The organism is Exilibacterium tricleocarpae, from assembly GCF_007004655.1.
Taxonomy (GTDB): Bacteria; Pseudomonadota; Gammaproteobacteria; order Pseudomonadales; family Cellvibrionaceae; genus Exilibacterium; species Exilibacterium tricleocarpae.
In genome coordinates this window covers 263,596-281,539 of sequence record NZ_ML660093.1, presented here as the reverse complement: position 1 = coordinate 281,539, position 17,944 = coordinate 263,596, and the positions used below count along the sequence as shown (strand labels likewise).

The following is a 17,944-nucleotide window of genomic DNA, read 5'->3' as shown; positions in this document are numbered from 1 at the left end:
CGCACCGTGCCGCCGCGAGTGGTGCCGGTTGGCGGTGGCACGGTTCCCTTCAAAGGCTGAACTACTCTCAGTCCCTCTAGCCAAGATCAGCGAGGTTAGCGCAAGGGTCGATTGTGCAAATCCTCCTGATTATAGGCCCCATCACCCTTTGCCCTCATAATCTCCCCCACGATAGCGCCTTTTTCCGACGTTCCCCACTGCTTATCGCAATATGAGCCTCTTCGACCCGAAATCCCCCATATCGATTCGGACCGAATACCAAAATCGGCCTAAAGTTTAGTTGTCTGCTCTTGTATATACAACTAAACTTTGTACCTGCACCCACCTTAAAAAGCCTGACAAAGGTACGTATCCCCCTATGGCCACACCGCGCTTCGCTTTGATCAAAGACCATATCGTCCACCAAATAGCACAGGGGGATTTGGCCCCCGGTGACCGCGTGCCCTCGGAGAATCAACTGGTAAGCCAGTTTCAGGTGAGCCGCATGACCGCCCGGCGCGCGCTGCACGAGTTGGCCGATGCAGGCGTACTGGTGCGCACCCAGGGGTTGGGCAGCTTTGTCGCCGACCGCCGCCCGATAAGTTCGCTGGTGGAAATCCGCAATATCGCCGAGGAAATTCAAAGCCGCGGCCACCACTATAGTTGCCAAGTGCTGGCACTGAGCGCCGACCCGGCCGATCCGCAGCAGGCGGCGTGGCTGGGTCTCGACAGCGCCGCCACCCTGTATCAAAGCACCATCGTCCACAGCGAAAACCGCCGGCCGCTGCAATACGAACAGCGCTATATCAATCCCGCCTTTGCCCCCGAATACCTGGAGCAGGACTTCACCCAGTTGACGCCCAATGCCTACCTGAGCCAGGTGGCCCCCCTGACCGAGGCGGACCATGTGGTGGAGGCCGTCTGCGCCCCGGCCGCTATTGCCCGCCACCTGGATATGGACGCACAGGCGCCCTGCCTCAAAGTCAGTCGCCGCACCTGGAGTCAGCGCGGCGTGGTGAGTTTTGCCTATCTCTATCACCCGGGCGGCCGCTACCGCCTGGGGGATCACTTGAACTTTTAACACGGAGAGCGAGCCATGAGCGCCCGAACCGATAAACACCGGCGTATCCAAGCACCCACCGGCACCAACCTCACGGCAAAAAGCTGGTTGACCGAGGCACCGCTGCGCATGCTGATGAACAACCTGGACCCGGCGGTGGCCGAACACCCCGAGCAGTTGGTGGTTTACGGCGGTATCGGCCGCGCCGCCCGGGACTGGGCCTGTTACGACAAGATTGTCGAAACCCTCACGCGCCTGGGCGACGAGGAAACCCTGCTGGTCCAAAGCGGCAAACCGGTGGGCGTGTTCACCACCCACGCCGACGCCCCGCGGGTGCTGATCGCCAACTCTAACCTGGTGCCCCACTGGGCCACCTGGGAGCACTTTAACGAGTTGGATCGCAAGGGGCTGATGATGTACGGCCAGATGACGGCGGGCTCCTGGATTTATATCGGCTCCCAGGGCATTGTCCAGGGCACTTACGAAACCTTTGCGGCGGTGGCGAAAAAACATTTCGGCGGACAGGCTGCCGGCCGCTGGATCCTAACCGGTGGGCTCGGCGGTATGGGCGGCGCACAACCGCTCGCCGCCACCATGGCGGGCTTTAGCATGATCGCGGTGGAGGTGGATGAAACCCGTATCGATTTGCGTTTGCAGACCGGCTACCTGGATCAAAAAGCCACGTCACTGGAACAGGCATTGGCGCTGGTACAACAGGCCGGTGCCGAACAGCGTGCCGTCAGCATCGGCCTGCTGGGCAATGCGGCGGATGTTTTTCCAGCGCTGGTGGATCAGGGCATTACCCCGGATGTGGTGACGGACCAGACCAGCGCCCACGACCCGCTGAACGGTTATCTGCCGCGCGGCTGGAGCCTGGAACAGGCCCGCCGGCAGCGCAGCACCGATGCGGCGGCGGTTGTCAAAGCCGCCAAGCAGTCCATGGCGGTCCAGGTGCAGGCGATGCTGGACCTGCAAAGCGCCGGCGCCGCCACGCTCGATTACGGTAACAATATTCGCCAGATGGCTTATGAAGAGGGCGTTGAGAACGCCTTCGACTTTCCCGGTTTTGTACCGGCGTATATCCGGCCGCTGTTTTGCGAGGGCATAGGCCCGTTTCGCTGGGTGGCGTTGTCCGGCGATGCGGAGGATATCTATCGCACCGATGCCAAAGTGAAAGAGCTGATGCCCGACAATCCCGCCCTGCACAACTGGCTGGATATGGCGCGGGCGCGTATTCAGTTTCAGGGGCTGCCGGCGCGCATCTGTTGGGTCGGATTGAAAGACCGGGTGCGCCTGGGTCTGGCCTTCAACGAGATGGTCGCCAGCGGTGAACTGCGCGCGCCGATTGTGATCGGCCGCGATCATCTCGACTCCGGTTCCGTGGCCTCGCCCAACCGCGAGACCGAGGCCATGCGCGACGGCTCCGACGCGGTCAGCGACTGGCCGTTGCTCAACGCGCTGCTCAATACCGCCGGCGGCGCCACCTGGGTAAGCCTTCATCACGGCGGCGGCGTCGGTATGGGATTCAGCCAGCATGCCGGTGTGGTGATCGTCTGCGACGGCACCGCGGCAGCAGCGGCGCGCATTGGCCGGGTGCTGCGCAACGATCCCGGCACCGGCGTTATGCGTCACGCGGACGCCGGCTATGAACTGGCCGAAGACTGCGCCCGAGACAATGACCTGGACCTGCCCATGCTCAACACAAACTCGACAACGAAGGGGTGATCAATGGCAAAGCTCATCATTACTCCGGGCCAGTTGACACTCGATGATTTAAAAAATATTTACCAACGCGCTACCGCCGTGGAGCTGAACCCGGACTGCTACCCGGCTATCGATGCCTCGGCAGCGGCCGTGCAGGAGGTTATTCAGCAGCAGCGTATTGTCTACGGGGTCAACACCGGCTTCGGCCTGCTGGCGCACACCCGTATCGACCCGGCGGAGTTGGAAACCCTGCAACACAGCATCGTTATGTCCCACGCCGCCGGCATCGGCCCGTTGATGCAAGCGAGCACTGTGCGACTGTTGATGATTTTGAAAATCAATTCCCTGGCGCGTGGGTTTTCCGGTATTCGGCGCACGGTTATCGAGGCGTTGATCACACTGGTCAACAAAGAAATCTATCCCTGTATTCCGCTCAAGGGTTCGGTGGGTGCCAGCGGCGATCTGGCGCCACTGGCGCATATGAGCGCGGTGCTGCTGGGAGAGGGCGAGGCGCTTTACGAAGGCGAGCGCATCACCGCCAAAGTAGCGCTGCAACTGGCGGGACTGGCGCCCATCACCCTGGCGCCGAAGGAGGGGCTGGCCCTGCTCAACGGCACCCAGGCATCCACCGCACTGGCGCTGGAGGGTTTGTTCAAAACGGAAAATGCGCTGACCGCCGCCACGGTAACCGGCGCCCTCTGCGTCGAGGCCGCACGGGGTTCGCGCAAGCCCTTCGATCCGCGTATCCACGCCGCCCGGGGACATCGGGCGCAAATGGATATGGCGCTGGCCTATCGCCAACTGTTGAGCCACTCGGATATCGAGGCGAGCCATCGCGATTGCGACAAGGTACAGGACCCCTACTCCCTGCGCTGCCAGCCCCAGGTGATGGGCGCGTGCCTGCAGCAACTGCGCAACGCCGCCGATAGCATTTTGGTGGAGGCCAACGGTGTCTCAGACAACCCGCTGGTATTTACCGATGCAGACGCGCCGCCGGATGCCGATCCGATCATCTCCGGCGGTAACTTTCACGCCGAGCCCATCGCCATGGCGGCGGATAACCTGGCGCTGGCGCTGGCGGAAATCGGCGCCCTGGCGGAGCGGCGGGTGGCGCTGTTGATCGATACCCAGCTGAGCGGCCTGCCGCCGTTTCTGGTCAATAACGGCGGCGTCAACTCCGGCTTTATGATTGCCCAAGTCACCGCCGCCGCGCTGGCGAGCGAAAACAAAAGCCTGGCCCACCCCGCCAGTATCGACAGCCTGCCCACCTCCGCCAACCAGGAGGACCATGTATCCATGGCCACCTTTGCGGCCCGGCGGCTGGGCGATATGTACGACAACACGGTGGGCATACTCGCGGTCGAGTGGCTGGCCGCCTGCCAGGGGTTGGATTTTCTCGACGGTCTGTGCAGTTCACCGGCGCTGGAGAGCGCCCGCGCGGAGCTGCGCAGCAAGGTGCCTTTCTACGATCGGGATCGCTACTTCTCCCCGGATATTGAACAGGCTGTGCAACTGATCAGGGCGGAGGTGTTGACCGGGTTGGTGGACGGCGAGATTCGCATTACCGGTGTTTAGCTGGCGCCACTAAACGACACTTCCTTGAGCCGGCCTGGTACGGACTAAACACAGTGCCATTCGGCAGAACCCATTCAGGTTCGATTCATCTCGCCGCGTTTATGCTGCGCTGAGAAAATCGATAAGAAGGGAACTGCGTCGTGATATCGAAAAACGGGTCTATCATTTCCATCCTTCTGGCGGCCGCCCTGCTCGGCGGCTGCGCCACCATGAACCGTTCCGAGTGCCTGAGCGCCGACTGGCGCATGATCGGCATGGAAGACGGCACCCGCGGTGCCACCGCAGACCGGCTCGGGGAACACCGCCAGGCCTGCGCCGAGTACGGCGTGACCCCGGACCTGTTTGCCTATCAGCAGGGCCGCGAAGAGGGGCTGGAAAACTACTGTCAGGGCGCCTCGGGTTTTTACCACGGTAAAGCGGGTCACTCGTACAAAGGGGTTTGCCCGAATTACCTGGAAGGTGAATTTCTGGCCGGATACGAACAGGGGCGGGATCTCTACAGAATCGATCGCGATATTGCCGATATCGGCGACACTATCAGCCAGCGCCGGCATAAAATCGAGCGGCTGCGCGACAGGGTAGCGGACAAGGAAAAGGCACTGATCCACGATGATACCGATAAAGACCAGCGCCACGCGCTACTGCACGATATTAAAAAGCTGGAGCGGCGTATCGGTCACCTGCGCGGGGATATCTACGATCTGGAGTACCGCCGGCAGCAATTGGAAGCGGATTATCGAAGCCTGGAGGCGCGGGTGTATTTTTAATGGGTAGTATTCACTACATAAGATGAGGCCGCACTCCGTAGAGCGAGGCCTCTTAGATAATCTGTTTTTAACAACTCCAAACAAGATTGCCATCACGATTGGCTATACAATCAGCCAAGCCAGCGGCTGAGTATTGCTCAGCAAGTTGCCCTGAACGCCTAATACATATCGCATCCAGCCTAGTACCACTTAGCTGAACCTCCTGGCAAGTCGAAGAGAAACCACTACTGTTGCGTGCTAAATAGCCGTCACTATTTCCTATGTGGTTAGTAAGGTTTATCCATGCCTCTGCGTTCGCAGTGCCGTTTTTGCGTTTACAGGTAGCCCCTAAGTTACAATAATGTTGATAGGTACAACTATTTTTGAGTCGTATATTCCAGCAGCTTCTATCGAACCCACCGGCAAAGACTAGTGATGGCATCAGAGCCACTAAAAAGACCAGAAATTTCATAAAACTCTCCTGTTCTGCAATTAATGTCTAAATCGAAATAGTACAATATTCTCTCTAACTGATCGTTTGAACCATTCTCCTACTTTCAGTTTTTCTTAACCTCCTGCTTTTTTTGAAGCCACGTAAAAAACGCCAAAATTCCGGCCGGAGGCAGCTATCGAGTTACAACCCGGTCTCTGCCAGCCACGGCGGACCAGTCGATCTCCTTCCAGCTATTCACCGCAGCCGCCATATAAGTCATTTGCTCGACTAATTGTGCTGCGGTTATTCCCTTTACTGAAAAGCGATGCATGCCAACAACTCGATCGCCTTGTGGTGCGATGGAGAAAATGGGCAACTGCCGTCTGATGCGATGTTCATTCTCTTTCAGCAGATGAGCGAAAACGAGGTTCTCAAATGCACGCGGCGGCACACCGTAATCAAAGTACACAAAAACCGAGTGCGGGCAGACTTTCTCGTTATAGGCTATTGAAAAATACACGCCGTCAAAAACAATCCCCTCGCCACGCAACACACCCTCGGGTTGAGTCAGGCCAATTCGTTCACAGACACCAGCCACTAAAGTCTCGAAGTCCGACTGACTCATAACGCACCTCGCAGGCGGGCTTGCAGCATAAAATCCCTCACCGACTCCTCATCGGTCGTACCGGTAAACCAGCCCCGGGTCAGCTCTGAGCGCAAATCGGGAACGGCTCGACAAAAATGTCGAAGCCCTGCAAATAACTTATCGACAGCATAGTTGGTGTCAAAGCGAGTGGTCGCCTGAATGGCCTTGCCGGCACGACAGAGTGACAACATGGATGCCCAGCCATTGTAGTATTTGAAATTATAGGAAAGTGACGCCTTAAGAAGCTGGCGTCGTTTCGATTCACTTTGCGGAATATCGATAATGTCGACACTTAGACTGAAGTGCGTTTGCGCACCTTCCGGCTTGCTGAATGTACAGGTTTGGCCGTCAACGACCAAAATAAACCTGTCGTCATCTTCTGTGACCTCACTTTCAGCGAGGCGAGCTATGGCGCTCACGTGCTGTTTGAAGTCTTTTTTTTCGTGCTGGTTAGACATCATATTTCCGCCGCAATGCTGTTAAACCTTGGTGAGAATAGCCGCTTAGGTGCTGTCAGTTATTAAAAAACTACTAACGGTAGTAAGTTTCTTCCTTATCTATACGTGACGGGGACCCTCTTTTGGGCGATACGTTGCGTTTTGCGTCTTCAAAACCACCAACCGTTGAATTGTCAAAAGACGCCTTGTTATTCTCGACGAAGTCTGCTATCAGACCGAATTTCTTTTCAGCTTCGGCGTAAGTCATATTGGCATATGCTAGTCTATCGCTGAAGTGGGTTCTTTTTCGACGACTATCAGCCATCTGCAGGGTACGCATCGTTTCCACAGCCGTTTTAATAACTAGCGCATCATCACCGGCTATTTGTAATTTTACTTGCGTCTCTGGAACCCCACTCGCAATGATTGCTGCCTTCTTTTTGGACGCAGCGTCTACAACTTGCTGGGCGCCTGCCAGGATTTCTTCTCTACGCGATTGGAGCTGACGAATATCCTCTTTCGTATAACTGGCCTCGGACGAATTTTTGTTGACTATCTCCATAACGTGCCACTGCGTCGAACTCGGCCGGAACCCCGACTGGAATGTGACATCAATGGTCTCTTTCTTTGTCGAAGCCCCAGGTGTGGGTGAGGTTTGCTCTGCGGCATTATGAACCTGATTCGAGCCAACTCTCTCCCAACGCGACTGAGGAGCTGCCGTTCTGTTATCCGGCTGGGCATGCGATGATGGCGAATACTGTGTTGATGCATAACTGGATGGCAGTGTCAGCATCTCATATTCCTTGGGTGTAATATGATCCATCACACTGGAAGAGCCACTGGGGTTGCCAAAACCGGCAAACGAACTATCTTGCAGGCCCTCGGCCACAGCCTCTAGTTGCTCGACCAGTCTTTTCCCCCACTCCCCGGAAGTAGCCGAAAGAGACGGCTGCACACTTGCAGGTATGGGGGACAACTGAGGAGGTGTTTGCGCACTCTCAGGCATTGAGGACGACGGCGGAGATACTGCCAGCGTAGCATTCCCGAGCAACCCGGAGGTCTCTAAAATCTTAGGGGGCACCGGCGGAGGCCTTTGCGCACCGGCAGGTCTCGGGTCTTGCGTCATGTACGCAGCAGGCTTAGGAGGAACCGCAGGCCCTTGGGCATGGACAGCAGTTTGCGCACCGGCAGGTCTCGGGTTTTGCGTCATGTACGCAGCAGGCTTAGGAGGAACCGCAGGTCCTTGGGCATGGACAGCAGTTCCCGCACCGGTAGGTCTCGGGGGCAACGGCGGCGGAGGCGTCTGCGGACTAACAGAGCCATTGGGGTTGCCAAAACTGGCATGCGAACTCTGCTCCAGACGCTGGCTCATAGTTTGTGCGCGCTCGGCCAGCATTTCCACAAACCCAGAATACGGCCCCGAAAAAGACGGCCGCACAGGCGTAGGGGAAAACAGCGGAGGCGTTTGTAGATTGACAGGCCTGGGGGGCAACGGCGGCGGGGACGTCTGCAGATTAACAGGCCTGGGGGGCAACGACGGCGGAGACGTCTGCAGATTAACAGGCCTGGGGGGCAACGGCGGCGGGGACGTCTGCAGACTAACAGGCCTGGGGGGCAGCGACGGCGGAGACGTCTGCAGATTAACAGGCCTGGGGGGCAACGGCGGCGGAGGCGCAGGCGAAGGCCGGGGTGTGGGCCTTCTTACTTGACTTGGTAGTTTCTGGGTAAACCGCTTTAGAAGGCTTCGACCGGCCTGCAAAGCACTCGGAGCCAGAGGACTTGGACACATATCAAGCTCTCACTTTATTTTCGTAAATAGCGATCCAGGGTGATCACTGGAATCAATTTATTAATAAAATGGATTACCTCACCAATAAGTTCCCGACTGCGACTAATTATTGCATTGAAAAAGCCGCCTCCGTAAACGAATAAGCCCTCTCTTGCCGGACCCGACAGAGGGCTATCCCTCTGTTAGGCGGCCGCCACCGCAAGAAACCGCAACAGCATCCCCAGGGCGCAACGCGCCATGCCTGGCGCACCCTCAAAAAAAAGCGGGCCAAAGAGCCCGCTCAACAAGTAAACAGCCGCAGCTACCTAATTCGTCGGACAGATACTCACATCGTCAATCCCGCATTCCACCAAATCGCCATCCGCCACGCCGTCGGCACACTGCACCTGTAAAACCACATTGGCGCCAGCCGCCACCGGCGCCGTTACCGTCTGCCAGGCGGCGTTTGACAGAACATCACCATTATCGGCCAGTGTGGTGAAGGTGCTGCCGCCATCGGTGGAAACCTGCAAGCGGAAGAAATCGCCGGCGTCATCACCACTGTCGCGCTGGCCGTGAAAATAGGCTACCGACAGCGTCGATGCCTCACTGACACCGTAGGTCGGCGAACCGACAATACAGTTGCCGCCGTCCACATCGTTGACACCGGCGCTGGAGTTGGTGGCCGTAAATAGCGCGCCACTGCCGCTGTTGGCACCGCCCACCTGGGTGGTCACGCCGCCGTTGCTTTGCGCTGTCGGGGTGCCGGTTACGAAGGCACCGGTGGTACAACTGGACGCGCTGGAATTGCTCCAGCCGCCGGCACCGCTTTCAAAGCCTTCTTCGACGCTACAACCCCCGGTCACCGGACCCGATGCACAGAACAACACCTTGTCGACACCGCCCTCGATCAAGTCCCCGCCGGCGGCACCGTCAGTGGCCCGCACACGCAACTGCACAGTGCCCGGGTTGTTGATCACGGAGGAAGCCGCCGTCCAGGCCGCATTGGTGGTCACATCACCGATATTGACCATGGTCGCCGCCAGGACGCCATTGTTCAAAACCTCGATACTGAACCCATCGCTGGCGTCGTCACCCCCGTCGCGCTGGCCGTGGAAGTAAGACAGGGAAATATCCGCCGCCTGCAACGCACTCAAATCCACCGCCGGCGAGAGTGTTTCACAAGTGCCGCCATCGACATCGTTGCTGCCCGCGGCGGTGTTGGTAGCGGTGAACCAGGCACCGTTGCCGCTGGCCGCGCCACCGACCTGGGTGGTCACACCGCCGTCGGCTTGCAGCGTCGGCGTGCCGCGCACAAAGGCACCGGTGGTGCAACTGCTGCTGCCGCCGACCCAACCACCGGCATCGGCCTCAAAATCCGCCACATACAACGGGTCGGAACCATCTGCACAGGTCAGCACCGGCGGCGGGGTGCCATCGCACTGGGCCGGCAGGTTAAAGCCGTTGGTGGGACTGGTGCTGTTGGAACCGCCGGACACCGCATTGACACCGAGGCCAAAGGCGGCAAACGCTTGCCAGACCGTACACACATCCTCGCCCCCGAAGCTGTTGTTGACCGCGGCGATAATACCGTCGCGGGCCGCTACGAACGTCGGCGAGCAGGCGGTGTTTTTCAGGCCTTCGTTCACGTAGAACAACGCGCGCTTGTTGCCGGCCTCGTTAGCATCGTTGATATCGAAATTGAGCAAGTCCCCTTCAAAGCCGTGTTTATCCACCAAAGCCCAGTACACCTCCCACAGCGCCTGCGCCCAGACCGAGCCCACCCCGTGGGGCACAACACTGCCGCGAACCGACTCGTAGGTATAATTATTGATCGCGGGATCGGTACTGTACTGCTGCGGCCGAATGGTACCGTCGGGCGCCAGTGCAAAAAGATACGCGCCAAGGCCACGGGGGTCGGTGGCCTGGTCACTGGCTTTCGCCGTGTAGACGAGACCAAACCAGTCGCTCCAGCCCTCACCACCCTGCTGGCGGTTGTTCAGACAACTGCTGTTGCCCGGACCGCCCACCTGTCGAATGGAGATACCGTGGCCGTATTCGTGCACGATAACGCCGTTATCGAAATCGCCGTCACGGGAGGGATTGCCGCGGTTGCACAAAAACATTTGCATACGCGGATTGCCGCCGTCGGTCGGTGTCGCGAAGTTGGCATTGCAGTTGGAGCCGCCATTGGCGTTGTCCTGCGCCTCGGCATTGACCGAATCCGAACCGGCGCCGCCGCGACCGAAATTGTTTTCCTGAAAATTGCCGCCGACCTCGTCGAAACCATATTGATACTGCACGTCGTGGATATGGTTGTTCCAGTAAAACAGGTTGGCAATGGCCGCGCTTAGGGAGTTGGCGGGATTGCCGCTCAGGTCGAGGGGAAAATCACAGACCTGGCCCGCCCCGCAGTTTGGCTGTGGCGAGTCGCAGCTATTGTTGCCGTTGCGATCGGCGCAGGCGTGGACATTATTGCCGTCCATCAGCGTGGAGGTGCCGTCAAACCAACCCTGCGGGGAGGCGATGGCATCTTCCGGGTCCATCACCAGCGTACGCGCATCGGCGGGCGGCAGCGGCGTTGTATGAATGGGGCTCTCTACCGGTTCGGCGTACACTCGAAACGCCGTGTCCCGCATCATATCGAAACTGGTGATCAACTCACCTGTTTCGGCATTGACGGTAATATCCGGCCACGCATGATCCATTTGAAACTGAAAGTTCCACGCCAGCGCCACATGACCCGGCCACATGGGCACCAGCACCAGTTTGGCTTTGATCGGCTGCGGCGCCAACTGTGCCTGCCGCAATACCGAGGTGGCCTGGGCATCGGTCAACTGCCGCACCAGCTCCGGCTGTTGCGAGAGATTGATATTCAACTCGCGGGCGGCGGCGGCAATGGCTTTGTCCGGTCCGATTCTCGGCGTCATGGCGCCGACCGCCGCCGCCAACTTGGGAATAAAGGCATTGTTGACATGGCTGATCGCGCCCGCCTCGGTGACGTGCACCTGCAGTTGCCCGTTATAGACAGGAATACCCTTCAACGTCTGACCGAAATAATAGTGCGTAACGCCACTGATGGATTTAACGACATCGGTTAACGCCATCCCCTCAATATCAGCGGTTTCCAAACCGAGCAGCGGCAGATTGCCGGCGAGAAAACTTCTCGCCGTCGCCTCTGGACCGGAGGCACTCGGCACGGCCGATGCTACCGGACCGGTAGGGTTGGTCAGGGAACTGGTGACGCCGTATTCGTTAAACCTCGCCATAATGCCCGGTTGATCCCGGCGCATCGTTGCCAGCGACTGTTGCTGTTCGCTACCGGGCGTCGGTGCCGAGATCAGCGGTGCCGTCAATAAACGTTTATCGATATCGCGGTCGTGCTTGCCGGAACTCACCTGTGCGGTGGCGGCCAAAGACATGGCCAAGCCCAGTAGTGAAACACCCATGGTTCTGAAAAAAATTTTCTTACTAAAATTACTTCTATCGCTGCAACCTGGTCGGTAATTACTCTTGTTCATAACCACCTCTGATTTATCGTGAATGAAACCTCGGCGAACAACACTTAGCATGCAAATAGCCGTGTCTATTTATATAAAATTTTCGACACGGCCGGTAACCCACATACTAGAACGGATTAACTTTTAAATACCTCATGCGAGCCGCTAGCGTGATTCGCTATTTCCCTAACCCGAAAGCCACAGGTTTACTTATATTAAATATAGGTTGACCCAAATCTAAAAAATAAAAAATCAGTGATTCAAGCGCAAAGCCAAAACCTAAAAAAACTACCGCGCCATAACACCGTTAGCAAGCACAAAACAAACGCCAGGCACCCGCCATTCTGAGGCAAGCATCTCAATCTGCCCGCAAGTTTCAAACAAATATTTGACTACGGCCAAAACAACACACTAAACTCGACCGATCTCTTCTACACATGTCACTAAAACCTTTATCGCTGAATACAATGTCACCAAAACCTCTATCCTCAATATCGGTGTCGCCAAGTACCGGCCGAACTTTGGTTGCAAAAAGATCGCGGGAAGGATTGCGGAAAATTGTCGGAATGCTGGTTGGCTGAACTGCACGCCATATCGACCAACGGCTTTGGATTGACAGTAGAAAATATATTTTGCTTATAGAAAGATATATTCTGCCAACAGAAAAAAACATACTATAGTTTATCCACGGCCAGCTCTACCCGGATAAACCAGACCTACCAAGCCCCAAAGGCAAAAGCGAATTTCAGGGCACGTTGATACGCTACAGATATTAGATACGTTGTAGATATAAGAAACGCTGTTGGCAGACGCGAGAGTTATGCAGTCTACCTCCAGTTTTTAGTCCAATACTTAATAATAAGGGACAGTACAATGAAGCGCTTAGGTTGCGGGTGTTTTTCAGTCTTATCAGTTGTGTTTGCGTCGGCGGCTTTTAGCCACAGCGCCATGTTTCCGGACCTCTTCAAGTTTGACGACACCGACGAGGGACAGCCGTCGCTGATGCTGCAGGGGCTCGCCCAGGGTGACCTCAGCGCGGCCGCGGCGGCAACCTGCACCAGTGGCAGTGCCAACGGTTACCCGTGCAGTAAAATTGACTTCCAGTCGTTTCTCGCCAAAGCCGATATGGGAGGCGGCTCCGGCAACCTCAACGATATCTGGGGCTGGACCGACCCGGTAACCGGCAGGGAGTTCGCCCTGGTCGGCCGCGTGGCGGGCACATCTTTCGTCGATGTCACCGATGCCCGCAATCCGGTTTTTATGGGCTATCTTCCCGCCCACGATTTTGGCAGTGATCCCTGGCGCGATATAAAAGTCTACAACGACCACGCGTTTATCGTCGCCGACGGTAGCGGCAATGCCACCCACGGCTTACAGGTTTTCGATCTCAATACCCTGCGCACGATCACCACACCCGGCGGCACGCTCAGCGAAACCGCCCACCTCGGCGGCTTCGGTCCCGCCCACAATATAGCGATCAACGAAGACACCGGGTACGCCTATATCGTCGGCAGCAATCGCTGTAGCGGCGGCTTGTATATGGTCGATATTTCCAATCCGGCGGCGCCGTCGTTTGCCGGATGTTTTTCCTCCGACGGCTATACCCACGATACCCAGTGTGTCGTCTACGCGGGTCCGGACGCCACCTATCGCGGCCGGGAAATCTGTATCGGCTACAATGAGGACACCATCACCATCGTCGATGTCACCAACAAGTCCAATCCGGTGCAGATTTCCCGCACCGGTTACAGCGGTTCGCGCTATACCCACCAGGGCTGGTTCCTGAACGACAATCACGAACTGTTGATTATGAACGACGAGCAGGACGAACTGCGTAACGGCATCAACACCACGTCTTATATCTGGAACTTGTTCGATCTGGACAACCCCGTTGAAATCGGACGTTATGTCGGCCCCAGCCGCGCTATCGACCACAACCTCTACACCAAAGACAACTACATTTTCGAAGCCAACTACCGGGCCGGCCTGCGTATTCTGGCCAGTGATGATATCGCCAATGGCAATCTCACCGAGGTGGCGTTTTTCGATACCATTCCCGGCTCGGATTCCGCCCAGTTCTCCGGGGCCTGGAGCAGCTACGTCTATTTCGAAAGCGGCAATATCATCCTCAGCGATATCGGTAACGGCCTGTTTGTGGTGACGCCCGACTGGGATGCCATCAACGGACCGCCGCCCGGCGACTGCCTGTACGAGGCCAGCTTCGAGAGCAGTGCCGACGGCTGGAGCGACGGCAACAGCAGTTGCAGCACCGGCACTTTCGTGCGCGGCACACCGACACAGACCTCGAGCGGCAGCATCACGCTGCAGGTGGCCGGCGCCGCCGCCGGTAGCGGCGCCTGGTTTACGGCACCGAATTCCAGCCTCGGTTCCAACGATGTCGATGGCGGTACCTGTGAAACCCTGTCGCCGGCGGTGGATGCCAGCGGTGAACAGGGCGTGCGAATATCCACAGCCTACTTTCACGGCCAGCGCGACGCCGGCGATGACGGCGCCGACGGCTTCACCATCGAGGTGTTAAACAACGGTGTGGTCGTCGATACCCTGGTATCCGTCGGCGATGTCACCAGTAGCGCCGCCTGGGCGACCGCCAGCACCACGCTCGCCAATCCCGGGGTCGTGCAATTGCGGGTGCGAGCCACCGACGGCGTCAGTAACGGCGATATTGTCGAGGCCGGCCTCGACCAGGTCTCAGTGTGCGCCACCACGCCCGCACCCACTTGCACGGTTACGGAAAGTTTCGAATCGGGTGCTGCCGGCTGGCGTAACGCCGCCACCTCGACCTGCAGCACGGGCAGCTATGTTGCGGACACGCCCACCCAACAGGCCAACGGTGGCGTCACCACCCAGGTCGGCGGCGCCAATTCCGGCAGCCGGGCGTATTTTACCGCCACCAATTCATCGGCCGGCGCCGATGACGTGGACGGCGGCAACTGCACTGCCCTTTCACCCACCTACAGCGTCGCTCGGGATTCCACACTGAATATCGCCTACTTCCACGGCCAGCGCACCGCCGGCGACGACGCGCAGGACTTTTTCGACCTGGCGCTCTCCACCGACGGCGGCGTCACCTTCAACACCCTGGTCAGCAACGGCGACAGTACCTCAAACGCCGCCTGGGCCAACACCAGCGCCCCGGTTGCTGCCGGCGCCGATGTGGTGCTGCGCATACAGTGTTCCGACGGGGCCGGGACCGGCGACCTGGTCGAGTGCGGCATTGACGACCTGGCTATCTGCCCGAATTAAACACAGCCGTCCACGGCTGCGACCAGACTGCGTACTATGGCTGCAACACAAAAAATACATCGGCTGTCGGCGTTTCTCGCGCTTGCGGCGCTCGCCGCGCCGGCTTGCCTGCTGGCAGGTTTCGTCAATGCCGCCACCCCACCCGCAGCGGCGAGCCTGTTTGCCGAAGCGCGCCGGCACCTGGAGCAGTCCAATCAACTGGGGGAACAGGCCGACCGCAATATTATCAACGCCAATCGACTCCGCAAGCGCATCAACCAACTGCGCGCCCGTTCGCGAAAGACACCCGACCAAACGGTGCACCGGCAACTCAACGAAACCACCGATAATCTGGTCGGCCAACTGCAACAGACCCAGACCGGGGGCAGTGAGCTGCGCCAACAGAGCAGAGCGCTCTACTACACAGCCCTGGACCTCTTTGAACAGGGTGCCCTGGTCAGGTGGGAAGGCACAATCCTGAATCGAAAACCGTTGTCGATGGACGACTCGACCTCGGCGTTTATCGCCCACAATACCAAGTTCCGCAGCGTGCACCCCAATATGCTGAATAAAATGGGGACGCCGACGGACAATATCGACCGCAGCCAGGTAGACGCCAGCATGTCAATGCTGGTGCCGGCACTGGCCGGGCAAAACGCGCCGGACAACCTGGATATCCGCTCCTTTCAGCTCTCGCGCGAGCAAAACTATCTGGCCCACATCGAGGTCAAAGCCGGGGACAAAGCCGACGAGAACACGGCACACCTGGTGCCATTTAATAAGATTCACCGCTGGGCCTTGTTCCTGAGCGACCTGACCGGCAACCCGGTCACAGGCGCGCGTATCGAGATAGTGGGTCATATGCCCGGGCATGTCCACGGGCTGCCGACCCAGCCGCGGGTGGTCGGCGAGCTGGCGCCCGGGGTCTACCAGGTGGACGGTCTCAAGTTTCAAATGAAGGGGTGGTGGGTCATGCAGTTCAATATTGCAACCGGCGGCGATGCAGAGACAGAGCAACCCGATGCGGCTGCCAACTCGACCGACTCCGTAGTATTTAACCTGGTTTTATAGCACTGACTTTACCGAAGCCCACGTTATAGAGACTGGTTTTATTGCGACGACTTTTTGAAAATCTAGCGCTTTGACCAGAAAATATTTTCACGTCGGTTGCACTGAGGTCTCGATCCGGAGGGGGCGCCTAGCCTATGGCCCTTCGGGACCTTCGCCAGCAGGGATGCTGGCGTAGAGCCTACAGGGATGTATGTACGGTGTGTCCCGGAGGGCCATAGGCTAGGCGCCCCCCCCGAATCGAGACCGTGTCAGCTAAGGACACCAGAACCCGTTTTGGGTGAAAATCTTTATTGGTCGAAACAGTAGTCTTATACAAATCGGCTCTACAGAAACAATTACCGCTGAACTTTTATCGAGACCTTATCTAAAGACAATGCCCGCATTCAAAAGCCCGCTACCGCTGCCAACAAGAACCGCCCTTCTAAGCGCAGTATTGTTCTTCGCCGCGGCGACCGCTTTCGCTCAAACCGACCAGCCGCCCACGGATGTCTACGCATTTACCGACAGCGATATTGCTTTTCTCAAACACTTTTCACTGTCCTCACTGTCGCCGCCACCGCTCTCGCAGAGCAACGACCATGCCGACGATCTGGCGGCGGCAAAGCTGGGCAAAAAGATATTTTTCGATAAACGCCTGAGCAGAAGAGGCAGATTTTCCTGCGCCAGCTGCCACCAACCGGACAAATACTTTACCGACGGGCGTGCCAGGGGCGTCGCTTTCGGTACCGGCAGGCGCAGCACGCCCACGCTGCTCGGTTCGGCCTGGAGCCCCTGGCAGTACTGGGACGGTCGCAAGGACAGCCTGTGGGCCCAGGCTCTGGCGCCGATCGAGGACCCTGTCGAGATGAACACCAGCCGCACCAGCTTTGTGCGCCGGGTTATTAAATATCACGGTGCCGAATACCAAGCTGTTTTTGGCCGTCTTGAAAATATCCGCCAACTGCGCAGGCTACCCAAAAACGCCACCCCGCTCGGCAACGCCAGGGCCAAAAAACGCTGGCAGAAACTACCTGCCGGCAGGCGACACCTCACCAACACAGTTTTCTCCAATGTCGGAAAATCCCTAATGGCCTACCAGCGCCGGTTGCGGATACCACCATCGAGGTTTGATCACTTTATCGATCATCTGCAAAGAAAAAACAGCGGCGCGTACAGAGCCATGCTAACTGCAGAGGAAGTCAGCGGGCTGCGGATTTTTATGGGCAAGGCCAATTGTTCCAGTTGTCACAACGGGCCGCTGTTTACCAACTTTGAGTTTCACAATATCGGCGCACCGGAACCGGACCCAAGCCGGGTCGATCTCGGGCGTTTTAGCGGCATCGCCGCCCTGGTCGAGGACGAATTCACCTGCCTGTCGGCATGGAGCGACGCCGAACCGACACAGTGCGAGGAAATGAATTTTCTCAAGCGTTCAGGGCCGGAGCTGGTCGGCGCATTCAAAACGCCGACGCTGCGCAATATCGCCGCCACGGCGCCCTATATGCAGGCCGGTCAGTTCAGCGACCTGCCGGCGGTACTGGCACACTACAATCTGCCGACACCGCCCTTTTACGATCGGGAGCAACACCCGAATCGGCCGCACTTCGATATCCTGCCATTAAAACTCACGCCGCAGGAAACGGCAGCGTTGATCGCCTTTCTCGGCACCCTCACCTCCCCCTACCCACGGCGGGACTTTTGGTGGAACGCCGACATCAAAGACTGACCGGCGCCGTCAGGACACCAGCCTGCGGCGCCCTTGCTCCAGCCCCTGCTCCCACCCTTGTCCCCACCCCAGGCTTC

At 58.0% G+C, this 17,944-nt stretch carries 12 protein-coding genes; 7 read left to right on the top strand and 5 right to left on the bottom strand.

The features are described 5' to 3' along the window. Positions 1-358 precede the first annotated feature (358 nt). The 4 genes from hutC to FKG94_RS12740 all read left to right on the top strand — a co-directional run bounded on the left by hutC (position 359) and on the right by FKG94_RS12740 (position 5,085). Positions 359-1,060, top strand: a complete 702-nt coding sequence (gene hutC / locus FKG94_RS12755) for a histidine utilization transcriptional repressor HutC (RefSeq protein WP_142904718.1) — start codon at positions 359-361, stop codon at positions 1,058-1,060. A gap of 15 nt (positions 1,061-1,075) precedes the next feature. Continuing rightward, positions 1,076-2,764 carry a urocanate hydratase gene (hutU, locus tag FKG94_RS12750; protein WP_142904717.1) on the top strand — a complete coding sequence of 563 codons (1,689 nt, stop codon included), beginning with the start codon at positions 1,076-1,078 and terminating at the stop codon, positions 2,762-2,764. A 3-nt stretch (positions 2,765-2,767) separates the two neighbouring features. Further along, the gene (gene hutH / locus FKG94_RS12745; protein WP_142904716.1) at positions 2,768-4,318 is read left to right on the top strand and encodes a histidine ammonia-lyase; all 1,551 of its coding nucleotides are present in this window, start codon (positions 2,768-2,770) and stop codon (positions 4,316-4,318) included. A 140-nt stretch (positions 4,319-4,458) separates the two neighbouring features. Then, the gene (locus FKG94_RS12740; protein ID WP_142904715.1) at positions 4,459-5,085 is read left to right on the top strand and encodes a DUF2799 domain-containing protein; all 627 of its coding nucleotides are present in this window, start codon (positions 4,459-4,461) and stop codon (positions 5,083-5,085) included. 67 nt (positions 5,086-5,152) lie between these two features. Here FKG94_RS12740 and FKG94_RS29565 read toward each other — a convergent pair whose 3' ends face one another. The 5 genes from FKG94_RS29565 to FKG94_RS12715 form a co-directional block, all read right to left on the bottom strand. After that, on the bottom strand, positions 5,153-5,506 hold the full coding sequence (locus tag FKG94_RS29565) for a CVNH domain-containing protein (protein WP_425460046.1): 354 nt from the start codon (positions 5,504-5,506) through the stop codon (positions 5,153-5,155). A 184-nt stretch (positions 5,507-5,690) separates the two neighbouring features. Then, positions 5,691-6,122: a type III secretion system chaperone family protein gene (locus FKG94_RS12730; protein WP_142904713.1), complete on the bottom strand. Its 432-nt coding sequence runs from the start codon at positions 6,120-6,122 to the stop codon at positions 5,691-5,693. Then, positions 6,119-6,604: a hypothetical protein gene (locus tag FKG94_RS12725; RefSeq protein ID WP_142904712.1), complete on the bottom strand. Its 486-nt coding sequence runs from the start codon at positions 6,602-6,604 to the stop codon at positions 6,119-6,121. The genes FKG94_RS12730 and FKG94_RS12725 overlap by 4 nt, the downstream gene beginning before the upstream one ends. A 70-nt stretch (positions 6,605-6,674) precedes the next feature. Next, the gene (locus FKG94_RS12720; RefSeq protein WP_142904711.1) at positions 6,675-7,469 is read right to left on the bottom strand and encodes a hypothetical protein; all 795 of its coding nucleotides are present in this window, start codon (positions 7,467-7,469) and stop codon (positions 6,675-6,677) included. Between the two features lie 1,205 nt (positions 7,470-8,674). Further along, entirely contained in the window at positions 8,675-11,869 is a 3,195-nt protein-coding gene (locus FKG94_RS12715) for a M36 family metallopeptidase (RefSeq protein ID WP_179957626.1), read from the bottom strand. An 852-nt stretch (positions 11,870-12,721) separates the two neighbouring features. On the opposite strand from FKG94_RS12715, the gene FKG94_RS12710 reads away from it, so the two are divergent. The 3 genes from FKG94_RS12710 to FKG94_RS12700 all read left to right on the top strand — a co-directional run bounded on the left by FKG94_RS12710 (position 12,722) and on the right by FKG94_RS12700 (position 17,867). After that, complete coding sequence (locus tag FKG94_RS12710; RefSeq protein ID WP_142904709.1) at positions 12,722-15,112, top strand: choice-of-anchor B family protein; 2,391 nt, start codon at positions 12,722-12,724, stop codon at positions 15,110-15,112. A 36-nt stretch (positions 15,113-15,148) separates the two neighbouring features. Beyond that, the gene (locus tag FKG94_RS12705; RefSeq protein ID WP_142904708.1) at positions 15,149-16,162 is read left to right on the top strand and encodes a FixH family protein; all 1,014 of its coding nucleotides are present in this window, start codon (positions 15,149-15,151) and stop codon (positions 16,160-16,162) included. A gap of 433 nt (positions 16,163-16,595) precedes the next feature. Then, positions 16,596-17,867: a cytochrome-c peroxidase gene (locus FKG94_RS12700; RefSeq protein WP_179957625.1), complete on the top strand. Its 1,272-nt coding sequence runs from the start codon at positions 16,596-16,598 to the stop codon at positions 17,865-17,867. Positions 17,868-17,944: the final 77 nt, after the last annotated feature.

Bases quoted from the DNA above. Each gene is read 5' to 3' on its own strand.
- hutC (WP_142904718.1), top strand. From the start codon at position 359: ATGGCCACACCGCGCTTCGCTTTGATCAAAGACCATATCGTCCACCAA.
- hutU (WP_142904717.1), top strand. From the start codon at position 1,076: ATGAGCGCCCGAACCGATAAACACCGGCGTATCCAAGCACCCACCGGC.
- hutH (WP_142904716.1), top strand. From the start codon at position 2,768: ATGGCAAAGCTCATCATTACTCCGGGCCAGTTGACACTCGATGATTTA.
- FKG94_RS29565 (WP_425460046.1), bottom strand. From the start codon at position 5,506: ATGCCATCACTAGTCTTTGCCGGTGGGTTCGATAGAAGCTGCTGGAAT.
- FKG94_RS12730 (WP_142904713.1), bottom strand. From the start codon at position 6,122: ATGAGTCAGTCGGACTTCGAGACTTTAGTGGCTGGTGTCTGTGAACGA.
- FKG94_RS12725 (WP_142904712.1), bottom strand. From the start codon at position 6,604: ATGATGTCTAACCAGCACGAAAAAAAAGACTTCAAACAGCACGTGAGC.
- FKG94_RS12715 (WP_179957626.1), bottom strand. From the start codon at position 11,869: ATGAACAAGAGTAATTACCGACCAGGTTGCAGCGATAGAAGTAATTTT.
- FKG94_RS12710 (WP_142904709.1), top strand. From the start codon at position 12,722: ATGAAGCGCTTAGGTTGCGGGTGTTTTTCAGTCTTATCAGTTGTGTTT.
- FKG94_RS12705 (WP_142904708.1), top strand. From the start codon at position 15,149: ATGGCTGCAACACAAAAAATACATCGGCTGTCGGCGTTTCTCGCGCTT.